The organism is Methanolobus sp. ZRKC2, assembly GCF_045291185.1.
In the GTDB taxonomy this organism is placed as follows: domain Archaea; phylum Halobacteriota; class Methanosarcinia; order Methanosarcinales; family Methanosarcinaceae; genus Methanolobus.
The window spans coordinates 2,140,315-2,161,487 of the sequence record NZ_CP146980.1 but is presented as its reverse complement, the minus strand read 5'-3'; the positions used below and the strand labels follow the sequence as shown (position 1 = coordinate 2,161,487).

Below are 21,173 nucleotides of genomic sequence, written 5' to 3'. Positions count from 1 at the left end.
TTAAACCATATTATTTCCTTATTTGATATAATTTGAATCCTTTCCGGAGAAACATTTTTCAAATCAAAAACTTTATCTAGACACATCTCATAAATGAGATTCTGCTCAAATTTGAGATTTGTGTGGTCGATCAATGTATACAATAACATCCCTGAAAAGACTTGCATTGCTTGATGCTATCGAAAAACCTGTAAAGATATCTTCCAGTGAGTTTATGTACCATATATCCGCAAGTTCCAAGACCGCTGCACGAGTCCTGAAGCAGCTCGAAGAAGATGGCTACATCGGAAGGCAGCTCGTTGCAGGCGGGCAGATGGTCCAGCTTACAGATACAGGAGTCGAGATTCTTAAAAAAGAGTATGCAGATTACCAGCAGATATTCTGCAGGGAACATGCTGACCTGGAGCTCTACGGAAATATCATTACGGGCCTGGGAGAGGGACAATACTACATTGCAAAGGAAGGTTATATGTCCCAATTCAGGGACAAGCTTGATTTCAAGCCATTTCCGGGAACTCTTAACGTGAGGCTTGCAGACCAGAGTGTGCAGATGCGCGATAGTATGGATATTAATATCCAGCCACTTGTGATACATGGTTTTAATGACGGGGAACGAAGTTTTGGAGGCGTCAGGTGCTACCCGGTAGAAATAGAAGGAATAAAAGGTGCGGTCATAGTTCCTGACAGGACACACTATCCGGCCGACCTCCTTGAAATAATCGCACCTGTCAAATTGAGAGAAATGCTTGGAATAAGCGACGGCGACGAAGTAAAGATAGTTGTGAAGAATCTTCAAAAATGCAAGTGATGAGTGATAATATGGATTCAGGCTCAAACGGATACAGCGAAAATATAAGAAGAGCTATCACTGCTCTTCAGAATGGCGAGATGATATTGCTTTTTGACCTGGAAGGACGGGAGGCTGAGACTGACTTCACAATCCCGGCAGCGGCTGTTAAGCCTGATGATGTCAGGTGGATGCGCAGGGATGCAGGCGGCCTTATTTGCGTTGCCCTTGATTCCGATGCTTCCGAGAAATTAGGTCTTCCATTCATGGCAGATATCATAAGAGAGGCAAACCAGTGCAGTACTGCCCTGGACAGGATCGTGGAAAAAGGTGGTGACCTCAAATATGATTCACGCTCATCATTCTCCATCTGGGTGAATCACAGGGACACACGCACCGGTATTCCGGACAATGACCGGGCACTGACCATTAATAAACTGGATGAGGTTGTTGAAAAAACACTCAGGAATGAAGATATCCATTTTGGAAATGAATTCAGGACTCCCGGACATGTTGCAACCTTACGTGCTGCAAAGGGACTTGTCCATGAGCGCATGGGCCAGACCGAATTATCCATTGCTCTTGCAAAAATAGCAGGCATAACACCTGCAATGGTAGTCTGTGAGATGCTTGATGATAAGACCGGAAGAGCCCTTGAGAAAGATGATGCAAAAGAGTATGGAAGTAACAACAACCTTGTATTTGTCGAGGGTGAAGAAGTAGTGGAAGCCTACGACATCTGGTTGAGCTCACAGCCTCGGAAAAGCTAAAATACTGTAATGTATATGTACATACAATCCTGCGGGATCGTAGGGTAGCCTGGTCCATCCTGTTAGGCTGGGGGTCTAGCGACTGGAGTTCAAATCTCCGCGATCCCACCATTTTAATAAGATATTCTGCAAGCAAATTAGCGGATAAAAAATGTAAAAATACGAGTTAGAGAAAAATTAACTCATATCTTTTTAAATTCAGAATTGTATGTTAATTATCAATGCAAAGCGGTATAGTCCGCATGCATTCCAATAAACTTTTTCTGATCAATATCTTTGTGGTCTGCTTGGCCTGTGGTTCTGGTAACAATCTCTGCAATATACAGGCCTGTCAGGATCTGGTACAAAAGGGACTTCTGTTTCCTTGCCACAATCAGAACATTTTGCCTTATGCATCTCTCTCGGGCCGCTTGACCTGAAACCGCCACCATCGTTTCTTCTTTGATTCATTTGTTTTCATCCGTTTAGTTTATCAATTAATCAAAGAGCCACAAACAGAACCGGTGATCCTCCAGAGGGCAACAAAAAAATGATTATTTGACAGTTACAAGTAACATCTGATAGTTTATACAACTTTTGTCCAGCATAACTATGGCACCAGAATCTCGTCAATGGCATGTATAATTCCGTTATTGCACTCTATATCTGCCTCTATTATCGTTGCAGTATCGACCTTGGTTTTGCCGTTGACAGTTACTTTCAGCTTGTTTCCACTTACCGTTTCAAGAGAATCAAGCTTCCTGAGATCTTCCATAGTATATTTTCCTTTAACGATGTGGTAATTGATGATTCCCAGCAGGTATGCATGGTCTTCAAAAGATTCGTCAATAACTTCATCCGGAATAGGGTCAAAAGCAGACTCAATAGGTGCAAAGACAGTATAAGGCCCTTCGTTACGGTATTTATCCGAAAGGCCGAGTATCTCCGCAGCCTTAAGCAGGGTTGGGAACGAACCTTTTTCTTTTGCAGTATCAATCAGATTATTCAATTCCGTCATTCAGATCCTCCAGTAAGTAATGTACCCTTCTCTTAAAAACAGTTCCGGGAGAGATTTAAAACCCCTGTTATACATTCAAAGGAGAAGCTGCATCGTTTACAGATAGCAAATCGATACAAAACTATCGAAACGATTAATACATATACTCACAAAATTCATAGAGGAGGATCAATTATAGTTCCCGTAATCGTTGCCGATAAGCTTAAGAAATCTTTCCAGGAACTTGTTGCCGTAGATGAAATTAGTTTTACTATAGAAGAAGGAGAGATGTTTGGCTTCCTAGGGCCTAACGGTGCCGGTAAGACCACTACCATGCGTATGATACAGTGCATATCTCCTGTTACGTCCGGCAGCCTGGAAATATTCGGCATGGATGCCATATCCCATCCACGGGAAATAAAATCTCTCATGGGAGTTGTACCTCAGGAAAACAATCTTGATATGGATTTTACGGTTTATGAAAATCTCATGGTATTCTCAAGGTATTTCGATATCCCCAGAGAAGAAGCTGAAAAAAAAGTAGATGAATTGCTTGATTTCGTTCAGCTGACGGAAAAGAAGGATACTATGACAGAGAGTCTTTCCGGAGGAATGAAACGCAGGCTCATCCTGGCAAGGGCACTTGTGAACCAGCCCAGGCTGCTAGTACTTGACGAGCCGACTGTCGGACTCGATCCCCAGGCACGACACATGATCTGGGACAGGCTGCGCCTGCTCAAAAGGCAGGGAGTTACAGTGGTTCTTACTTCCCATTATCTCGATGAAGTCGAGAAACTTTGTGACAGGCTTGTTGTAATGGACTATGGCAAAATCCTTGTCGAAGGAAGCCCCGCTAGTGTTATAGAAGAATATGTAGGATCAGGTATTGTTGAAGCGGAAAACAATCCCGAACTTCTCGAATGCCTCAACCGAAAAGAAGCATCCTATGAGGTAATTGGCGATCTCGTACACATCTATACGGATAATCCAAAACAGATTGCTGAATACCTGACAATGGAATGCTCAATATCTAAAATGAGTGCAAGACCTGCAACACTTGAAGACGTTTTTCTGAGATTGACAGGCAGGAAGTTAAGAGAATGAAACTGGCAAGCTATTTCGAGATTCCGAGTGTCAGTTCCAAGTCCTACAAGGTCTGGCAACGCAACAAAGATGTTTTCATGAAGGACATCAAATTGAATTTCCTTCCACCCTTCATTGAGCCTTTGTTATATCTCGTAGCTCTGGGTTTTGGCCTCGGTAGATTCGTTGAAAGTATTGATGGTGTACCATATGCAAGGTTCATAGCTCCTGCATTGATATCTATTTCTGTGATGTATGCTGCTTTTTTCGAATGCAGTTACAGTTCTTACGTAAGAATGTACTACCAGAAAACCTTCGATGCGATCATTGCCACACCTTTGACGATTGAAGATGTTATTGCAGGCGAACTGCTCTGGGGTGCTACGAGAAGCATGATAAATGCAACCGTGATGATTCCGGTAATAGCACTGTTCGGTCTCATAGACCTGCGCTATTCACTATTAATAATACCATTTGCGTTTCTGGGCGGACTGCTTTTTGCGGCGATAGGAATGTGTTTTACGGCCGTGACTCCCAACATAATGGCAATCAATTACCCTGTACTACTTTTCATCACACCCATGTTCCTTTTTAGTGGTACTTTCTTTCCACTTGATGCCCTACCTCAGGCAATACAGTATTTTGCAATTGCCTTCCTGCCCCTGACACATATTGTGAACATAATCCGCTCACTGAGTTACGGTATATTGGAATTATCCCTTTTGTTCGACCTGATCTGGATAATAGTTGTTTGTGCTGTCCTTCTGGTGTTTTCAATAAACATGATGAAGAAAAGGTTGATCGTTTGATACATTGACAATTGCTCAGAACTTTACTTTGTCATTTAGCGATAGTTTGATTAAATACATTGTTAATCTGTGTACTGATGAGAAAGTGGATTATGCTTGTATTTTGCATTTCTGTTCTTGGCATCCTTGCAGGAGGCTGTATCGATGACCTGATCCCCGTAGACGAAGAAACGAGTGTTCAGGATACATCTGCATACGAATTCGAGGTTTTCCTGAACAACAGTTTTGCCGATGGAGAGTTCATACCTACCAGCACATTTTACCTGTCAGATGAGGGAGATACAAAAGCAGTTTACATGCTGCATAATGAATCAGTAATCGATGTTATACCGCTGGAAGATTTCAGTTCACCAAACCAGGAGCCTGTCAGCAATATCGTGATTCTGGGAAACTACACAGAGTCAACGAATGTCTCTGAGCAGCATTTCACAGAACTGGCACAAGCCGGTGAACCTGCTGATGTTAATTATACATTGTCAGAGGATGTAATACGTGGACAAAAGCATGTTTTTATCGAATTCAATGAGCCGGTTACAGGATTTGTTGCATTTACCTTGGCCACTCCCATAGGACAGGACTTCCTACATGTAACCACGCCTCCTTCTGTCGTTCGTTTTGTCCTTCCCGAGGGACATACTACAGGCAATCCCTTTATCGGCAAGACAAATCCCGAACCTGACGAGGTCTACCACGATTCTGAAAACAGGGAAAACCTGGTCTGGAATAATGAAGTGGCACAAACAAGCAGTATCCTCGAAAGCGTACAAAAATTTTCAGGAGAAAATAATTCACAAATAGAGCCTGTTCCCAAGGCAATAAGTGTCAAGTATTATTCACAGTCTGCTCCTCAGGGATTAATAATTGCAGTGGCAATTCTTGGTTTGGCAGCGTTAATTGTCTTTTCAAGATATCATCGCGAGAAAAAGAGACTTGGAAAGATAAGAGAAGATATTGAGAGCCAGTTCCAGACCAAAAAAAGAAGGGGAAAAGAGTAAGATAATTCCGGTATGGGATATGAACTAACCAGGTATTTCATAGTTCAAAGACCATACCATCATAAGCAAGAGGATATTCTTTTATTGCCTCTTCATGGGGCTTAAAAAAATGGCTCAGATGCGTGAATACCACTTCTTTTGCCCCTATTGTTTTTGCAAGATCTAGGGCCTCGACAGTATTCATATGTTTTTTAACCTCCACGGAAGGAGGAACTATTGCATCGGCTATAAGCAAGTCAGGCTCTTTTATCAGTTCCATGCTTTTTTGCGGAATCTCTCTTTGGGTATCCCCTGTTATGACCACTTTCTTATTTCCGTCTTTGATAATTACGCCCACAGGATTCTTTGCAGGGGGGTGCAACACTTTAAACAACGTGAATTCCAGACCAATGAGTTCAAAGGTCTCATACATTGATACATAATGCATCCTTGGCTTTAGAAACTGCAAATAATCCATGATGTAATCCAGTGTCTCCTTCAACCCATAAACATCCACATTGTACTGGACCCTGTGGAACTCGGCAAAACCTGCGAAATGATCGTAGTGTCCGTGAGTCCATATTACTCCATCCACATGACCTATGTCGTTCTTCAACATCTGCCAGCGAAGATCGGGACCCGTATCGATTAATACCGAGCCGGTATCTGACTCCACCAGGATCGCACATCTGGTCCTGCGGCTTTTTCCACCTTCATGGGCAGCCATGCAGGTCCTGCAGCTACACCCAATAACCGGAGTGCCGGTTGCATCGCCTGTGCCTAAGAGAGTAATCTTCATGAACGCACCGGTCACATTGTTGCATCGTACTCGTTGGTCTTGAGCACAGCCCTTTCGTCAAAGGATGCAACTGCACTGAGCATATCCCTCTGTGTTAGCTTGGTACGCTCGTTAACAAGGGCGCTGAGGACACATTCCCTTATGACCATTCGAAGATCGGAACCACTGTAGCCATGTGTAAGGGAGGCGATCTCGGATGTGTCGAAATCCCCTTCAATCTCTTTTGTAACAATGTCAAGTATCTTCTTGCGCATATCCGTATCAGGGAGAGGGAATTTCATTATATCATCAAAACGTCTCCACGCAGCTGAATCCAGCATTTTTGGGTGATTGGTAGCCGCCAACAGCAGGACTCCATCATTTGTGAGGCTTATGTCATCTATAGCCTTGAGCAGAGTATTGACTGCTCTTTTAAGTGCAGCATGCTCATCTGAGGAGCGGGTCTTTGCTACGAAATCGAACTCGTCAATGAAAAGTATGCACGGATTCAACTTTTTTGCGAGAGCGAATACACGGTCAATGTTCTTTGCGGTCTCACCAAGATACTGGTCAGTTATCATGGACAGTTTCACTTCTACAAAGGGGATGGCAAGATGTTCTGACATGGCCTTCGCAAGTGATGTTTTCCCGGTACCAGGAGGGCCAACCATCAATATTTTTCCCACATCATAGAGTCCAATGCGCTTCAGGTAATCCCTGTACTGAATAGCCTTGACTATTTTCTTGACTTCTTCTTCCTGTTCGGTCGTAAGAATGAATTCTCTGAGTGTCTGCCTGATATCCTCAGGAGCACTTATCTGGGCGAGCTTGAGCATCTCTCCCCCACCCTCTTCTTTAGAGATTTCCTCAATAAGGGACTCAATCCATTCCCTGTCAACTTCTTTTGGCCTTACCTTGGATTTTGCGCTGCTGTAGTCTGCACCTTCTGCTTGCTTTTTCTCATAATGATAGGCAAGTACCGGGTTGTGCGCTATTTTATCCATCGAGCCATCTCTTTTCTGGAACCAGTCTGCTCCTACTTCAAGAGCTGTTATCCTGACAGAGAAATCCATGTCATCTATTGCGACAAAAGGAAGCATTTTCAACTTGCTATCTACACTGTCAATGTCAAATAATTTTTCTATGTCTGTAGTTTTTACCCTGATAGGTTTTGGAACCGTTCTTTGTTCCCTGTTCCAGTAGAATTTACGTACTTGCTTAGGGAGGTCGTTTACATCCAGTTCAGGATATTTGTTGTATACCTGTGCAGTAAGCAATAGTTCGATGATATCAAGAGTTATGTCGGGCATGTTCTTACCTGGTCAGATGAGCTTGGATTGAAATCCTGCTGAAAGTGAAATCGTTCAGACATTATATGTAGTGCTTCATTTCAAATATATCTTTTGTATAGAAGTAATTAGATAATCAACCATATACAGATGAGAATACTATGGTTTAATGATTAGAATACGACCAAGCTTTAGTAACCAGATATCAGTTAACATTAAATAAGACATATTTTACCTGTTGCAGGCTCATAGACTTCCCCTGCACTAATGAGTTTTTCAAGTATCTGCTCGAACTTTTGGTCGTCAATACCATGTTCTCCGGCAAGATCTTTTAATGACCCGATTTCCATTTTTCCACCGTTTGACCGGAGCAGGTCGAGGATGAGAAGATTTTTGTCTCTTTTCTTTACCGGAAGTTCTCTTTTATCGGTAAAATCCTTTATTGAAACTTCGAACCGGCCAAATTCTTCAGATGAGTCGGTGTTTGCCGATACGAATGTTTCCGAAAAGACTTCCTCAAGTTGATTTTCCTGGCCATGAAGCCTTGCCTGGAGAAGCGTCCTTGCAGACACGGCTTCTTCCAGATTGTCAGATGCCATGAATAAGCGCAGTTTCCTGATCTCCAGATTAGAAGCGCAATTCTGACATCTGGTCGTCTTTGTACCTGAAATCTCGATTATCTGGGCATGCTCCCGGCATTTTGGGCAGATTATAACTCCGAAGGCATCCATGGTGAATTCTTGGTGTATCATATATAAATAATAGTTCCACAAATATTTTGAAGTCCAGAATTAAAATTACGATTAAACATGATACGCAGAGCTATTATTGAAGACATACCTCAAATTGTAAAGGTGGAGAATTCATGTTTTCCGGTACCATGGCCGGACTTTCTGTTCAAGGCTCATCTTAACAATCCGGGATTTGTAGTCTATGAAAAAGAAAAAGAGATTCTTGGCTATGCCATTATCGGGGACTCAGAAAGAAAGGCACATCTTCAGAATATTGCCGTACATCCTGATCTCAGGAGACAGGGCATTGGCACTGAACTGCTTGAGTGGTGTATAGATCTTGTAAAACTCTACGGATATCATGAAATAGTGCTTGAAGTGAGAGAAAAGAATATTGGCTCACAGGCATTTTATGCACACCGGGGTTTTGAGATCAGAGGTACTGTTGAATCTTACTATGTGGATGACAATGCTATCATAATGGGAAAAAATATATAGGCTTTATGTGTTTATTTCCCAAATCTTCTCTGCCGTTTCTGGAAATCCCTTATTATCCTAAGCAGGTCCAGTTTTCTTATATTGTGCCAATTGACATCCGTGAAATAAAGTTCGGAGTACACTGCCTGCCAAATAAGGAAATCAGACAAATGTTTTCCGCCGGAGCGTATGAAGATGTCAGGTTCATGTTTTACTTTCAGGCGGGATTCTATGGTTTCTTCTTCTATATCATATGAGTTCATTTTTCCGTCCTTCACATCGGAAAGTATGGACAGTACGGCATTTGTCACTTCTTTTCTACCGCCAAATCCAACAGATACATAGACCAGCATCTTCTTATCTTCCCTTTTGAAACGAAGTTCCCCGTTATCAGCATAAACTTCAAAACCTATGTCCTGAGGCAATTTTGGAAGGAACTCACCCAGCTTTTCCACAAGCCTTTCAACCATTTCAGACCGGAGTTCCTCTTCAGTATCAAGTACATCAACATAGATACTGGTTATCCGGATATCCAACTGGAAGCACCAGGTAATATACTCTTTTATTTTAACAAAACTATCAGGTTCTGAAAGATCCTTCTCCGAAAGTACCAGAGACACATGTTCTGGAATCTTTGCGGAAGGACTGGATACCTGATTTAGAAGATAGTTCTCATATAAAGAGGTGATAATGTTCATATTCTGCCTTTATTATCGCTTTTCTCATTCGGTTCATTTGGCAGTTGAGACTATCTTCACCACATCACCATCGTTGAGCTCATGCTTTTCCCCAAGGCGCATTTTAGTCTTGGCATCCACAGCATAGAGGAAGCGGTCACCAATATCCGAATGTACCTTGTAAGCCAGGTCGTGGGCTGTGGAGCCTTTCTTCATAAGGAATGCATCTGGAAGCATTCTGTCATTCTTATCGGTCCACTTACCCTCATCTTCAACCGGATATACTATTATCAGATCGAGCAGGTCAAATACTGATTTGTTAATGCACTCCTGTATGCCGGTACCACCCATTTTTTCAAGGAGCATATATACGCTTTCCAGACCTTTTTTCTGTGCAGAAGTCAGTTCTTCCTTAATAATTGTGAAATCCGAATCACCTGAATCGTATTTAATTGCACCACCCTTAGAAGCGGATTTAAGCACGAGTTCGGCTGCTGCACTTGTCGGCACTACTATCTGGTCCAGTGATTGGAGATCACTGACAAAATTTTCAGGAGCAATATCTGCTTTGTTAGCTGCTATTATAGTCGGCTTGCTTATGGTACGTATACCATCACACAGGCGGATAAGATCATCATCACTCCATTTAACATGGTTGTGATCAAGACTGCATTTCGTAAGAGAATAGCTTACATGATATTCATCCACCCCTGCACCTGCAAGTTGTTCTGAGAGCACTTTTTCTATCTTCAGTCCTTCTGCCTGTATCTTGCGTGCAAGACGATCCCAGTTACGCTTAACGATACCGAACATCCACATGGTTATTTCCCGGTTAAGGAAGTCGACATCTTCCATGGGATTGTGTTCTCCCACGTCCACAGGATTACCTTCGATATCAGTTCCACCTGATGCATCGATCACGTGAATGATTGCCTGTGCCTGTCTTAGCTCATCCAGAAAAGTATTACCAAGCCCGCGGCCCTGATGTGCATCGGGTACAAGTCCGGCCACATCAATTAGTTCTATAGGTACGTAACGGATGCCTTCAACACAATTACCGCAACGTTTGCTTTGCTCTATACATGGGCACTCGGCGCGCACATATGTGACACCTTTATTTGCATTGATAGTAGTGAAAGGATAATTTGCAATTTCAACATCCGCCATCGTCGCGGCCTTGAAGAATGTGGATTTCCCCGCATTGGGTTTTCCTGCAAGTCCTATGGTCATTGACATGCTTAACTAATCACTGTCGCAGGATTTAACTTTTATCAATGAGTTTAGGTTATGTACCAAGCATTCAGCACTCTTTTTAACCAATAATCTTTATATTGGAGAAAGACATTAGAACAGAAACCTTGTGTCCCGGTAGGGTAGCGGATATCCTTGAGGCCTGCGGAGCCTTAGACCCGAGTTCGATCCTCGGTCGGGACGTACTTTTTTAAGTAAACTTTTCATGACGATAATCTGTAAATATGACTGTAGTTCTAGCCTTACTATGAATTTAGAAGCTGCTTATTGTTACTGAAAAGTAGGCCTTAGAAAATTTAAGGAAGACTCTTATATAAGTAGATCATATGAAGTAATAATAAGTATAACGTTTCCTTAAAGTGGTGGTGCATGTATTGAATAATTACATGAATAGTGAAACGTGTAATCTGATGTCTGTATATCAGTGCTTGCTGTAATCGAGAGCTTTTATGAGTGCTGCTCAAAAATCCTGATTAAGGCAAATACAACCGATAAAAAATCAAAAACAGCATGTTGGAGGTAGGAGGGAGTCATCAGTTCAAAACACTTATCTGTGGAAATATTTTGCCAGCGGGCCAGAGAAGGTTTTCAAGAAAGGTACAGACCCGCTAACATCGATAAGTGAGGGAACACGGAGCATCCCTCCAATGGATAGACCCCGGATACTATTAATATGCGAGATCAGTTTGTGACACGGCTTCGAACTTATATATAAAAACCTGCTGGTACTATTCACCATACTAGGCTATTGTCTGGAGCTAATGTAATTTGTATATCACATGATAATATTACAACGTTATAATACAATTACTTCCTGAATATACTTCCTGCCCAAAATCCAACATATCACACGGGAAAATATGAATAAATAAAATAGAAAAAGTGAATGCTTTCAACTCATCATTATAATGGCAGCAAACGAAAGAACACCTATCAGGAAAATAACTGACAGTATTAAAATAACCTTCTTTCTTCTTTTTTCATCTTCCGGCGTAATCGGTAAGGGATTGGGATTATACTTTTTCTCCAAGTATGCTCCGACCACAACTCCAAGGACCACACCAATGGCAGGTCCGATGGCTATCATACCCAGTAAGAGACCAATAGGAATTCCGAGAGGAAGACCAATAACTATTCCCACAGACATAAAGTGTCCCTTTGGGTATCTTTTTTCCTGCATAACCTTAACATAGCATTTGAATATATAAACATTAAGTTGATTCTGAACATACAGAAAAATCATGCTTTCATAAGATCAGAGAAGTGATTTTCATGAAAAACAAGATCATTCTGATAACAACAATATTGTTACTTTGTGTTGTAATTACAGGAGGATGCACATCCGCCTATTCAGATAAGGAATCGTTTGTCCTTGAAGCACAGACATACACTTTTTATGAATTCCCAATGCTCAAAGGCGAATATATCGACATGGATATAATGACTCATGAAGGACCTATTGATGCATATATATTAGACAGTGAAAACCTTTACAGGTATGAATCAAACCTTAACTACTTCGAATATGATGCATACTATGAAAATGTTCTTTCCAAAAACATCAAATTCAATGCACCTTTTGAAGGAAACTGGTATCTGGTACTGGTAAACAATGAAACTTATGATATCTCAATGGACATCAGTTATGAGGTATACTGATCCTGTAGACTTGAAACAGGCAGATTAAAAGTGAATACGCTCCCTTTCCCGAATTCACTCTCAACATATATCTCTCCACCATGCATATCTACGAATTTTCTGACGATTGCCAGTCCCAAACCAGTTCCTTCATTTTTACCAGACAGGCAAGAATCTACCTGCTTGAAAGGATCGAAAATTGTATTCTGTTCCTCAGAAGATATTCCAATTCCATTGTCAATTACGGATATTGACAACATGTTATTGACTATTTTACCTTTTAATTCAATCAAACCGCAGGATGGAGTGAATTTGATGGCATTGCTGAGAAGGTTTAACAATATTTGCTTGAATTTCGATTTATCAGCACACAACCGATCGATCTGCGGGTCTATTTCGCTTTTCAACTGGATGTTTTTCTCTAATGCTTGTGGTGAAACAGTATCTAATACATCATGGATAACATTCTGGACAGAGAATGAACTTAAATTCAAATCCATTTTCCCGGCTTCAACTTTTGAGAGATCGAGGATGTCGTTAATAAGCCCGAGAAGATGCTTTCCACTTGATGAAATGTATGTTGCATATATTGACTGTTTCTCATTTAATTTTCCGAAATTTTCAGTCAGCAATAAATCCGAAAAACCGATCACTGAGTTTAAAGGCGTTCTCAGCTCATGACTCATATTTGCAAGGAAATCACTTTTTGCACGATTAGCCAATTCAGCCTCGTTTTTTGCCATTTCCAGCATTTTTTGGCTCTCTCTTAGCTTTTTCTCAACCATCTTTTGTTCGGTAATATCATCAACTGTTACCAACACCATATATTGATCATCAGGTTCAATGAATGTCGTAGATACAACCAATGATCTTGTCGAAAATTTATCACCGATTTTTATTGTTAGTTCACCTTGCGCTTTGAAAATATCCTTTGAAGTCATGAAGGTGCTCATTACCGTATTGCGGACAATGCATTCACTGCAATTATTGTTCTTTCCGCACCCTCCATCATAAAAAGAATTGATGCATCCAAAAAGTTCCCCACCCAAAAGGCCCAAAGCATCTTCTTTTTGTTTTCCAAGTGCTTCTGAAGTGGCGTGATTAATATTTATGACTTTTACATCCTGGTTTACAATCATCATCACAATGGGTGCATTATCAAAAATCTTACCAAACAGGTCCTTTCTCTCCGATTTTTCATCTTGCCCCATCATTTCGGGCTTATAGTTAATATGATGTTTTTCTGGATAATCCATATACGACCACTTTTTGACTAAGATCGTGCTTTTATATTTTTATACACACCATGTAAATTTATATAATGATTTCACTAATAAATCTTTCCATAAAATTTTGTATAGAACAGCATCTTGGTTGTATTTCCCAATTGCCCGTCAGATTGGATTGATTATACTTTCCACAAGTGTACACTTTCTGTATTATTTTTTACCAACAGCTGCTGACTTTAATAACTGCGAATCACATTGAAGTTTAGACAATTATTTAATAAGTGGAGAGTGTATAGTTCTTTGAGAACTAAAATAATCTGAAAGAGGAAGGTATATGAAAAAGACAATGATTTTCATACTAATAGGGATTCTTGCTGTCGGTTCACTGTTCGTTTCAAACGCACTTGCAGACAGCGAAGTCCCTCAGATAGAGCCCCTTATTACAGAAGCAAAGTTGGTTTCTTCTGACTATGCGGTTAGCAATATGCCCGTGGAAGCAGAAGAGGTTGTCATTTACCCCGGCGGAGGAGCCGGTAAGATACTTGTCAAACCAAGTTACTCCAATGTACGGTTGCAACCTGGTGAGAGCGAAGATCTTACCGTAACTGTCACCAACAGGGGAGACGAAAGCGTTTCAATTGATCCTAAGCTGGTTATGCAGCCTTATACTGAAAATTTTCTGGATGATGACTGGGTGACAATTTCACCGGAAACCACGGAACTCGGGCCTGAAGAAGAACAGGAATTCGAAGTTGAAATAGCAATTCCTGAAGATGCAGACCTTGGATACTACAATGCATTCATTGCTTTCGGAGAGCTAAACGAAGAAGAATACAAAATGTATCCCATGTATGACAGCTCTCTTGAATTGTCCATCGAGGTCTGGATGCCACCAAGTGTCCAAATCCAAACAAACTACATCAATGATCGCGTTGAAGCCGGGAACAGTTACGACTATGAGATAGAACTTAGCAACGTTGGTGAAGAAGACATAACTATGGACCCGGAGATAGTCCTGAATGATATATACTATGCAGAGATGGCTATTTCTTCCAGCTATGATACAGGAAACCCCGGAGGAATACTCGATGAAAGTGCCATTACACTTGACGCACCATCGGTGATAAAAGCGGGAGAAACAGCAATTGTGAAAGTACACCTTGAAGTTCCCGATGATGCAGTTGGAAGTTTCAGTGGCTCCATTGAACTGGGTATCGATGATCCTGCACTACGCGACTGGGAAGACCAGGTACAACTCTACTTTACGGTGTGGCAGCAGCCTGAAGAACCATTTGTTAAAGAGTTTAGTACCAACTCTGAAGGAACAATAAGGATTGAAATATCGACTACACAGTACGAATACTACCCGGTTTCAAGAAGCAGCACTTCAGCCAGCGAGTCTCCTTCCTTTGAAGTTACACTTAAGAATGGTGAAGAGTCGGTAGACCTGCAGCTTATTAGCAGCACAAGCAAAGGTTACGTAAGCTACGGAACCGATTCAGTGAGACCATGGATGTCTTCTATGCCTTATAATTACCAGAACACAGGAGCAACGTATACTGAAATCTATGAGGTAGCAGGAACCAGCGGAGACTGGACACTAAGTATACTTCCAAGGAACACGGAAAACTTTGAGTACAGCATTACAGAGATTGTTTAAAAAGGGCAATTTTGCCCTTTTATTTTTCAAATGAATTTATTAACTCATTGAACTTGTTACCAGTTTTTATCCAGCATTTTCAAAGACATATATATTTTTCAATCACAAACTATATATAGGAAATATATATTAATAATTATATTAATATTATTATTCAGTACTAAAATGGAGTCTTGTATGGATAATAAAGATGAAGCAACATTCAATGAATTCAAGGAAGTGTTCAACAGGTATCTTGATCCCGAAAATCTCTCCGACCAGGAGTTTCTTCTAAGGAACAACATGATCCAGTTCATAAAGAACGCTTGCATTGAGAGCCTGCTTGTTTACTAGTAGTACCCGGCAGAATTAACAATTAATCTCAAAGCCGGAAAGTGCCCACCGGCAAACTTCGCAAGGGCCTGTAGCTATTGCGGCCCTTCATTGATTGAAAAATCAAGCAATACCTTTTTTACGATCTCTTCAGATTATCGCCGACAAAACCCTTATTTGCATTAACTTTCATTTTTAAATTAGGACTGTTATTCCTGATTCTATAATGGGTGGCAAATATGGGCGAGAAGGAAGATGTTTTTGAGAAAGTACAAAATAACTCCATGAGGGCTTTTGATGTACCTCTGATGCTAAAAAAACTACGCCAGGATGCCAGGAGTGGTAGCATAGAACTTACTCCTGAAGACCTTGAATGGTTTGAGGTATACGAGTTTACGCTACAACAGCTTGACCTGAGGAGAGGGAATGCACCTCCGACTGTCCATTCAGGGGACTGGCGAGATTCTGTCAAGGACTTTACCAAACTCAAGGCAGTAATAGATGAAATGGAACAAAAAGGAGTTATTTCAAACGTAAACTGGAATGTTGCAGGCTTAGCTCTTTTTACGATACCTAACCAGACATCTTACAGAAGACATATCTGCTGCCTTATCAGTGCACACCTGAACAGGTTATACAGAAACCAGTAAGTCAGAAACATTCCTGATTTCTTTTTCAAAACTTATCTCATAGTGGTTATCTTTATATAGAACTGCTTGCATCTAGATTGTTCAGCATGAGTATCTCTGATACTCTATCAAAATTAACACTAACTTCTATATCGATACGCAATGGTTTGTTATTATAAGGAGGTTATAATTTGTCAGGACAGCCCACGTACATGTTAGGAAACAGAAACAAGAGCTCTCGTGCAAGAGATGCCCAGAGCATTAATATCCTTGCCGGAAAAGCAGTGGCAAAGGCAGTAAGAACCACCCTTGGACCCAAGGGTATGGACAAGATGCTCGTAGACTCACTTGGTGACATTGTCATTACTAATGATGGTGCAACCATCCTCAGGGAAATGGATATTGAACACCCGGCTGCAAAAATGGTAGTTGAGGTCTCAAAGACCCAGGATGATGAAGTTGGCGATGGTACAACAACTGCAGCCGTTATCACAGGAGAACTCCTTACTAAAGCCGAGGAACTTTCGGAAAAAGGTGTTCACTCAACAATTGTCGCATCAGGATACAGGCATGCTGCACAGAAAGCCGCTGAGATTCTCAAGACAATCACAATTGATGTTTCCAGGGACGACAGGGAAACATTGAAAAAACTTGTCAATACATCCATCACCGGAAAGGGTGCTGGCGAGTATAAAGATTTCCTTGCAGACCTGGTTATTGATGCTGTGCTTTCAGTTGCCGAAGAGACAGAGGATGGCATTCAGGTTGATGTGGACGATATTACCATCGAAAAGAGAGAAGGTGGTAGTATTCAGGAAACGGAGCTTGTTCCGGGACTTATCATTGACAAAGAGCGCGTAAGGCCAAACATGCCAAAGAAAGTCGAAAACGCAAAGATCATGCTGGCAAGTTTCGGTATCGAATTCCACAAGATAGAAAAGGATGCTGAAATCAAGATCACCTCTCCGGACCAGATGCAGATGTTCGTTGACCAAGAAGAAAGAATGGTCAAGGAAATGGTAGATAAGATCATTGCAAGCGGTGCCAATGTCGTATTCTGCCAGAAAGCAATCGATGACCTTGCCCAGTATTATCTTGAAAAGGCCGGTATCTATGCCTGCAGAAGGATAAAGAAGAGTGATCTCCAGAAACTTGCAAAGGCTACCGGAGCAACTCTCTTCCAGGACGTTACGGACATAAGACCGGAAGACCTCGGGCAGGCAGATGCTGTCGAGGAAAGAGACATCGGTGGTTCAAAGATGACTTTCCTTACAGGATGCAAGGAAGAAAAGACTGCTTCACTTATCCTTCACGGTGGTACCGCACATATTGTCGACAGCCTTAAAAGCGCACTTACCGATGCACTCTGCGTCACAGCTGTAGCACTTGAAGACCAGACTGTAGTAGCAGGTGGCGGATCCCCCGAAATAGAGCTTGCACTCAGGCTCAATGAGTATGCAGCAACACTCAAGGGTAGAGAGCAACTTGCAGTCAGCAAATTTGCAGAAGCACTTGAAATTATACCTCAGACACTTGCTGAGAACGCAGGTCTTGACCCCATAGACAAGATAATAGAGCTGCGTGCACAGCATGAGCAGGGTAACAAGAATGCAGGTCTTGATGTTTACACTGGCAAGATCGTTGATATGTACGAGAACGACGTTCTCGAGCCACTCAGAATCAAGACTCAGGCAATCAATGCAGCAACTGAAGCAACAGTTATGATCCTCAGGATCGACGACGTTGTTGCTGCAAGTTCCAAAAATGGTCCAATGCCACCTGGAATGCCACAGCCTGATATGGATATGTAAATATCCCTTTTTGTTACTAATATGCCGGAGACTTCCGGCATCCAAACTTTTTTTTACCTTTGTTCCAATCTGTTATTTTTAATTTTGTTTTCTCAATTGCATCTCTGAGACAGAGGGTTTTCACATTGTTTCCGGGAAGAAAAGCCTTTTATAATTTGTAAACCGTTTTTTGGATATTGGTTGACGATGCTTTTGTTTGCTTTATTCCATAGAATAATAAACATACTACTGCAAATGACAAACTCATCGCAGACACAATTTTGAAACAAAGAAAATCAGGAGAAAAACAGTGGACGAAAATTACTATTTCCAGCAGGGAGCAGATATAAGAAAAATGGCATTTGCCTCCCTTTTTGCAGCATTGATAGCTATGGGTGCTTACGCAAAAATACCAATTCCATTCAGCCCTGTACCGATTACTTTGCAGGTTTTTTTTGTATTGCTTGCAGGTGCCATGCTTGGTGCACGGTGGGGCACTTTAAGTGTTATTGTATACATGCTTCTTGGAGTTGTCGGACTGCCGGTTTTCTCAGGAGGATCATCAGGTCTTGGTGTACTGTTTGGACCAACTGGTGGATATCTAATAGGCTTTGTTATTGCTGCTTTTCTAATTGGCACCCTGTCTGAGAAAAAAGGAACATCAAATATTCCTTTAAATGCAATTTTCATGCTTGCCGGGTTGTGTGTAATATATCTTCTTGGAGTCACCTATCTTGCACACACTGCCAACTTGACAATTGAAAATGCTTTCAAACTGGGAGCTCTTCCATTCCTGCCTGGAGCTATGTTAAAAATTGCCCTTGCATCGGTTATTGCTTCAAAATACTCAATCTGAAAGTTACCATGATAGATATCGCAACATTAAACCATAGATATCCTGACGGGAAATTGGCTCTTGATTCTATAGACCTGAGTATAAAAAAAGGTGAGTTTGTCGTTATTGCAGGCAGGAATGGTAGTGGAAAGTCAACGCTTGTACGCCACATGAATGCCTTGCTTTTGCCAACATCCGGCTTTGTTAAAGTGAACGGACTCTGCACGACAAAAAAAGCAAACCTTTTGAATATACGTAAAACCGTAGGCATGGTTTTCCAGAATCCGGATTCCCAGTTTGTAGGCATGACGATTGAGGAAGACGTAGCTTTCGGGCTTGAGAATACACAAGTCGCTCATGAAAAAATAAAACCCCTTGTTGATAATGTCCTGAAATTAATGGAACTTCATGAATACAGAAAATGTTCACCACGGTCACTAAGTGGAGGCCAGAGACAAAAAGTTGCTATTTCCGGAGTCCTTGTAATGGAGCCTGAATACATTGTCTTTGATGAAGTTACCTCCATGCTTGATCCGATCTCAAGACTGGAAGTGCTTGCAACAATAAAGCAGATTAATGAAAAAGGAATCACCATCATCCATGTCACTCACAGGCTTGAAGAAGCAGTTAATGCGGACCGTCTGATTGTTATGAATTCCGGGAAAATTGCCCTTGACGGAGCACCACATGAAATATTCCTTCATCCAGACCTTCTTTCAAAATATGGCCTTGAATTGCCACCATTAATGGAACTTTCAAGAAAACTTTTTAATGCAGGAATTATCAAAGACGGGATTGTCCTTTCAAAAGAAGAACTTGTGGAGGAATTGTGCCAATCGATCTGAAAAACGTAAGTTTTTCCTATAATACGGGCACCAAGCTCGAAAAAAAAGCACTGGAAAACGTAAGTATGTCTATTGGCAGGGGAGAGTTTGTCCTTATAGGAGGAGAGATTGGATCAGGCAAATCAACTCTTATCCGACATTTCAACGGCTTGTTAAAACCCACTTCCGGACAGGTTATTGTTGAAGGAATGCAAGCTCATAACAGACAAGTAAAGACAAAAGTTGGAATACTTTTCCAATTTCCCCAAAACCAGCTTTTTAGTAAGACTGTGTATGAAGATGTAGCTTTTGGACCTTCTAATATAGGAATAAAGGATGAAGAGCTGGAAAAGCGAGTCATCAAAGCCCTGGATATGGCTGGAGTCAGGGAAGAGTTACACAAGACTTCACCCTTCAACTTGAGCGGCGGAGAAATGAGATTAGCAGCCATTGCCGGAGTGCTGGCAATGAAACCTGACTACCTTGTGCTGGATGAACCTCTTTCGGGACTCGATCCTGAGAATCAGAAATCCCTGATCCTTAAACTGAAAAAACTTCATCAGGAAGGTATCTCAATTATAATCGTATCCCATAGGATATCTGAGCTTTTATCCTTTGCAGACAGGATTTTTTTGATGGAAAACGGAAAGATAACATTTGATGGGAGAACAGAAGAATACGTAAATTCCCTTCCATCCACCCTTCCTCAGATTGCAGCCTTAATGAGAGAACTGAGACTGAAGGGCATTGATGTAAGAGATGATATTTTCACTGTAGAGGATGCATTTGATGAAATAATCCGCGTTCAAAAGGAACGAATGAGGCAAGATTCATGAGTAATCTTTTTCTGGCTTACATCCCCGGCACATCTCCGATCCATAAACTGGACCCCAGGACAAAAATAGTCGCTGTCATGATAGCCAGCATAATCATATTCATGGCATCCTCTTTTGCAGAAATGGCATTGATAGGAGGAGTTTTTTTGATTTTGCTACTTATTTCCAACGTCTCCTATAAATCAACCCTAGCTTCTGTAAAGCCCATGTTATTGTTCCTGGCAATTATTTTCCTCATGCAGCTATTCCTGACTGAAGGAAAAACAATGTTCTCGTTATTTGGCTTCAATGCTACGCTGGAAGGATTAAATACAGGAATACTGTTGACAGCCAGATTTCTTTACCTGCTTATGTTCGCCTCACTTCTCACAGCAACAACCGCACCTTCATTAATTACAGTAGGTATCGAGCGCATGCTTCGTCCTCTGCCACTAAAAAAGGCAGGGATATCATCATTTGATCTTGCAACCATGATGACACTGTCCATTCATTTTCTTCCCCTGTTATATGAACACTTCATGTACCTAAAGGACGCACAAATATCCCGTGGTCTTGACTTCAGGAACAGTCCACTTAAAACGATATATTCTCTCTCTGTTCCAATGATAAAGATTGCATTCAGGTCAGCCGATGAAGTTGCTTTCGCAATGGAAAGCCGCTGTTACCAGGGAATGAGAAGGACTTCACTCTACAATCCCCGGATACAGAAAAAAGACTTCTTAGCTCTGTCAGTTTTCATAGCTGTAATGTGGGCTATCTTGATATTTATCTGACAAATCCTGTTCTCAGCCCAAGCAAGTATAAGAAGCCAGGCTTCA

At 41.4% G+C, this 21,173-nt stretch carries 24 protein-coding genes and 2 tRNA genes; 17 read left to right on the top strand and 9 right to left on the bottom strand.

Features of this window, described 5'->3' with window-relative positions; all coding sequences use genetic code 11:
* The first annotated feature begins 133 nt into the window (after positions 1–133).
* The 3 genes from V7O62_RS10260 (at position 134) to V7O62_RS10250 (ending at position 1,668) form a co-directional block, all read left to right on the top strand.
* Positions 134–808 (top strand): winged helix-turn-helix domain-containing protein/riboflavin kinase, encoded by a 675-nt coding sequence (locus V7O62_RS10260; protein WP_406656229.1) that lies wholly within the window; start codon positions 134–136, stop codon positions 806–808.
* Positions 808–1,557, top strand: a complete 750-nt coding sequence (ribB, locus tag V7O62_RS10255; protein WP_406656228.1) for a 3,4-dihydroxy-2-butanone-4-phosphate synthase — start codon at positions 808–810, stop codon at positions 1,555–1,557. The genes V7O62_RS10260 and ribB overlap by 1 nt, the downstream gene beginning before the upstream one ends.
* A gap of 33 nt (positions 1,558–1,590) precedes the next feature.
* Positions 1,591–1,668: transfer RNA gene (locus tag V7O62_RS10250), tRNA-Pro, on the top strand.
* 156 nt (positions 1,669–1,824) lie between these two features.
* Here the strand turns inward: V7O62_RS10250 and V7O62_RS10245 are convergent.
* A complete protein-coding gene (locus tag V7O62_RS10245; protein ID WP_406656227.1) occupies positions 1,825–2,007 on the bottom strand; it encodes a CxxC-x17-CxxC domain-containing protein in 183 nt (60 codons plus the stop codon).
* Positions 2,008–2,146: 139 nt separating this feature from the next.
* The gene (locus tag V7O62_RS10240) at positions 2,147–2,554 is read right to left on the bottom strand and encodes a fasciclin domain-containing protein (protein ID WP_406656226.1); all 408 of its coding nucleotides are present in this window, start codon (positions 2,552–2,554) and stop codon (positions 2,147–2,149) included.
* Positions 2,555–2,656: 102 nt separating this feature from the next.
* Between V7O62_RS10240 and V7O62_RS10235 the strand changes: the two genes are divergently transcribed.
* From V7O62_RS10235 to V7O62_RS10225, 3 genes are all read left to right on the top strand, one after another.
* Positions 2,657–3,637, top strand: a complete 981-nt coding sequence (locus tag V7O62_RS10235) for an ABC transporter ATP-binding protein (RefSeq protein ID WP_406658286.1) — start codon at positions 2,657–2,659, stop codon at positions 3,635–3,637.
* Positions 3,634–4,425, top strand: coding sequence for an ABC transporter permease (locus V7O62_RS10230; RefSeq protein WP_406656225.1), 792 nt, complete (start codon positions 3,634–3,636; stop codon positions 4,423–4,425). The genes V7O62_RS10235 and V7O62_RS10230 overlap by 4 nt, the downstream gene beginning before the upstream one ends.
* A gap of 77 nt (positions 4,426–4,502) precedes the next feature.
* Positions 4,503–5,420, top strand: a complete 918-nt coding sequence (locus tag V7O62_RS10225; RefSeq protein ID WP_406656224.1) for a DUF5803 family protein — start codon at positions 4,503–4,505, stop codon at positions 5,418–5,420.
* 37 nt (positions 5,421–5,457) lie between these two features.
* Here the strand turns inward: V7O62_RS10225 and V7O62_RS10220 are convergent, their stop codons facing one another.
* The 3 genes from V7O62_RS10220 to V7O62_RS10210 all read right to left on the bottom strand — a co-directional run bounded on the left by V7O62_RS10220 (position 5,458) and on the right by V7O62_RS10210 (position 8,218).
* On the bottom strand, positions 5,458–6,198 hold the full coding sequence (locus V7O62_RS10220) for an MBL fold metallo-hydrolase (protein ID WP_406656223.1): 741 nt from the start codon (positions 6,196–6,198) through the stop codon (positions 5,458–5,460).
* Positions 6,199–6,209: 11 nt separating this feature from the next.
* The gene (locus tag V7O62_RS10215; protein ID WP_406656222.1) at positions 6,210–7,487 is read right to left on the bottom strand and encodes an ATP-binding protein; all 1,278 of its coding nucleotides are present in this window, start codon (positions 7,485–7,487) and stop codon (positions 6,210–6,212) included.
* Positions 7,488–7,681: 194 nt separating this feature from the next.
* Positions 7,682–8,218, bottom strand: coding sequence for a DUF5817 domain-containing protein (locus V7O62_RS10210; protein WP_406656221.1), 537 nt, complete (start codon positions 8,216–8,218; stop codon positions 7,682–7,684).
* Between the two features lie 57 nt (positions 8,219–8,275).
* Between V7O62_RS10210 and rimI the strand changes: the two genes are divergently transcribed.
* Complete coding sequence (gene rimI, locus V7O62_RS10205) at positions 8,276–8,695, top strand: ribosomal protein S18-alanine N-acetyltransferase (protein ID WP_406656220.1); 420 nt, start codon at positions 8,276–8,278, stop codon at positions 8,693–8,695.
* Positions 8,696–8,706: 11 nt separating this feature from the next.
* On the opposite strand, the gene V7O62_RS10200 is transcribed toward rimI, so the two are convergent.
* The gene (locus V7O62_RS10200; RefSeq protein WP_406656219.1) at positions 8,707–9,372 is read right to left on the bottom strand and encodes an undecaprenyl diphosphate synthase family protein; all 666 of its coding nucleotides are present in this window, start codon (positions 9,370–9,372) and stop codon (positions 8,707–8,709) included.
* 33 nt (positions 9,373–9,405) lie between these two features.
* A complete protein-coding gene (locus tag V7O62_RS10195; RefSeq protein WP_406656218.1) occupies positions 9,406–10,587 on the bottom strand; it encodes a redox-regulated ATPase YchF in 1,182 nt (393 codons plus the stop codon).
* 126 nt (positions 10,588–10,713) lie between these two features.
* On the opposite strand from V7O62_RS10195, the gene V7O62_RS10190 reads away from it, so the two are divergent.
* Positions 10,714–10,785 (top strand) — tRNA-Arg (locus V7O62_RS10190).
* A 709-nt stretch (positions 10,786–11,494) separates the two neighbouring features.
* Here the strand turns inward: V7O62_RS10190 and V7O62_RS10185 are convergent.
* The gene (locus V7O62_RS10185) at positions 11,495–11,782 is read right to left on the bottom strand and encodes a hypothetical protein (RefSeq protein WP_406656217.1); all 288 of its coding nucleotides are present in this window, start codon (positions 11,780–11,782) and stop codon (positions 11,495–11,497) included.
* A 92-nt stretch (positions 11,783–11,874) separates the two neighbouring features.
* Between V7O62_RS10185 and V7O62_RS10180 the strand changes: the two genes are divergently transcribed.
* Positions 11,875–12,261 carry a hypothetical protein gene (locus V7O62_RS10180; RefSeq protein ID WP_406656216.1) on the top strand — a complete coding sequence of 129 codons (387 nt, stop codon included), beginning with the start codon at positions 11,875–11,877 and terminating at the stop codon, positions 12,259–12,261.
* Here V7O62_RS10180 and V7O62_RS10175 read toward each other — a convergent pair.
* Complete coding sequence (locus V7O62_RS10175; RefSeq protein ID WP_406656215.1) at positions 12,246–13,496, bottom strand: ATP-binding protein; 1,251 nt, start codon at positions 13,494–13,496, stop codon at positions 12,246–12,248. The two genes, V7O62_RS10180 and V7O62_RS10175, sit on opposite strands and share 16 nt — an antisense overlap.
* Before the next feature lie 307 nt (positions 13,497–13,803).
* Here V7O62_RS10175 and V7O62_RS10170 point away from each other — a divergent pair, with 307 nt between their 5' ends.
* From V7O62_RS10170 to V7O62_RS10135, 8 genes are all read left to right on the top strand, one after another.
* Positions 13,804–15,129 (top strand): hypothetical protein, encoded by a 1,326-nt coding sequence (locus tag V7O62_RS10170; RefSeq protein WP_406656214.1) that lies wholly within the window; start codon positions 13,804–13,806, stop codon positions 15,127–15,129.
* 177 nt (positions 15,130–15,306) lie between these two features.
* Positions 15,307–15,462 carry a hypothetical protein gene (locus V7O62_RS10165; RefSeq protein WP_406656213.1) on the top strand — a complete coding sequence of 52 codons (156 nt, stop codon included), beginning with the start codon at positions 15,307–15,309 and terminating at the stop codon, positions 15,460–15,462.
* A gap of 218 nt (positions 15,463–15,680) precedes the next feature.
* Positions 15,681–16,091 carry a hypothetical protein gene (locus tag V7O62_RS10160; RefSeq protein ID WP_406656212.1) on the top strand — a complete coding sequence of 137 codons (411 nt, stop codon included), beginning with the start codon at positions 15,681–15,683 and terminating at the stop codon, positions 16,089–16,091.
* A 191-nt stretch (positions 16,092–16,282) separates the two neighbouring features.
* Complete coding sequence (thsA, locus tag V7O62_RS10155) at positions 16,283–17,881, top strand: thermosome subunit alpha (RefSeq protein ID WP_406658285.1); 1,599 nt, start codon at positions 16,283–16,285, stop codon at positions 17,879–17,881.
* A 289-nt stretch (positions 17,882–18,170) separates the two neighbouring features.
* The gene (locus tag V7O62_RS10150) at positions 18,171–18,716 is read left to right on the top strand and encodes a biotin transporter BioY (protein WP_406656211.1); all 546 of its coding nucleotides are present in this window, start codon (positions 18,171–18,173) and stop codon (positions 18,714–18,716) included.
* 8 nt (positions 18,717–18,724) lie between these two features.
* Positions 18,725–19,540 (top strand): energy-coupling factor transporter ATPase, encoded by an 816-nt coding sequence (locus tag V7O62_RS10145; RefSeq protein ID WP_406656210.1) that lies wholly within the window; start codon positions 18,725–18,727, stop codon positions 19,538–19,540.
* Positions 19,525–20,355 carry an ATP-binding cassette domain-containing protein gene (locus V7O62_RS10140; RefSeq protein ID WP_406656209.1) on the top strand — a complete coding sequence of 277 codons (831 nt, stop codon included), beginning with the start codon at positions 19,525–19,527 and terminating at the stop codon, positions 20,353–20,355. Before V7O62_RS10145 ends, V7O62_RS10140 begins: the two co-directional genes overlap by 16 nt.
* Positions 20,352–21,128 carry an energy-coupling factor transporter transmembrane component T family protein gene (locus V7O62_RS10135; protein WP_406656208.1) on the top strand — a complete coding sequence of 259 codons (777 nt, stop codon included), beginning with the start codon at positions 20,352–20,354 and terminating at the stop codon, positions 21,126–21,128. Before V7O62_RS10140 ends, V7O62_RS10135 begins: the two co-directional genes overlap by 4 nt.
* Positions 21,129–21,173: the final 45 nt, after the last annotated feature.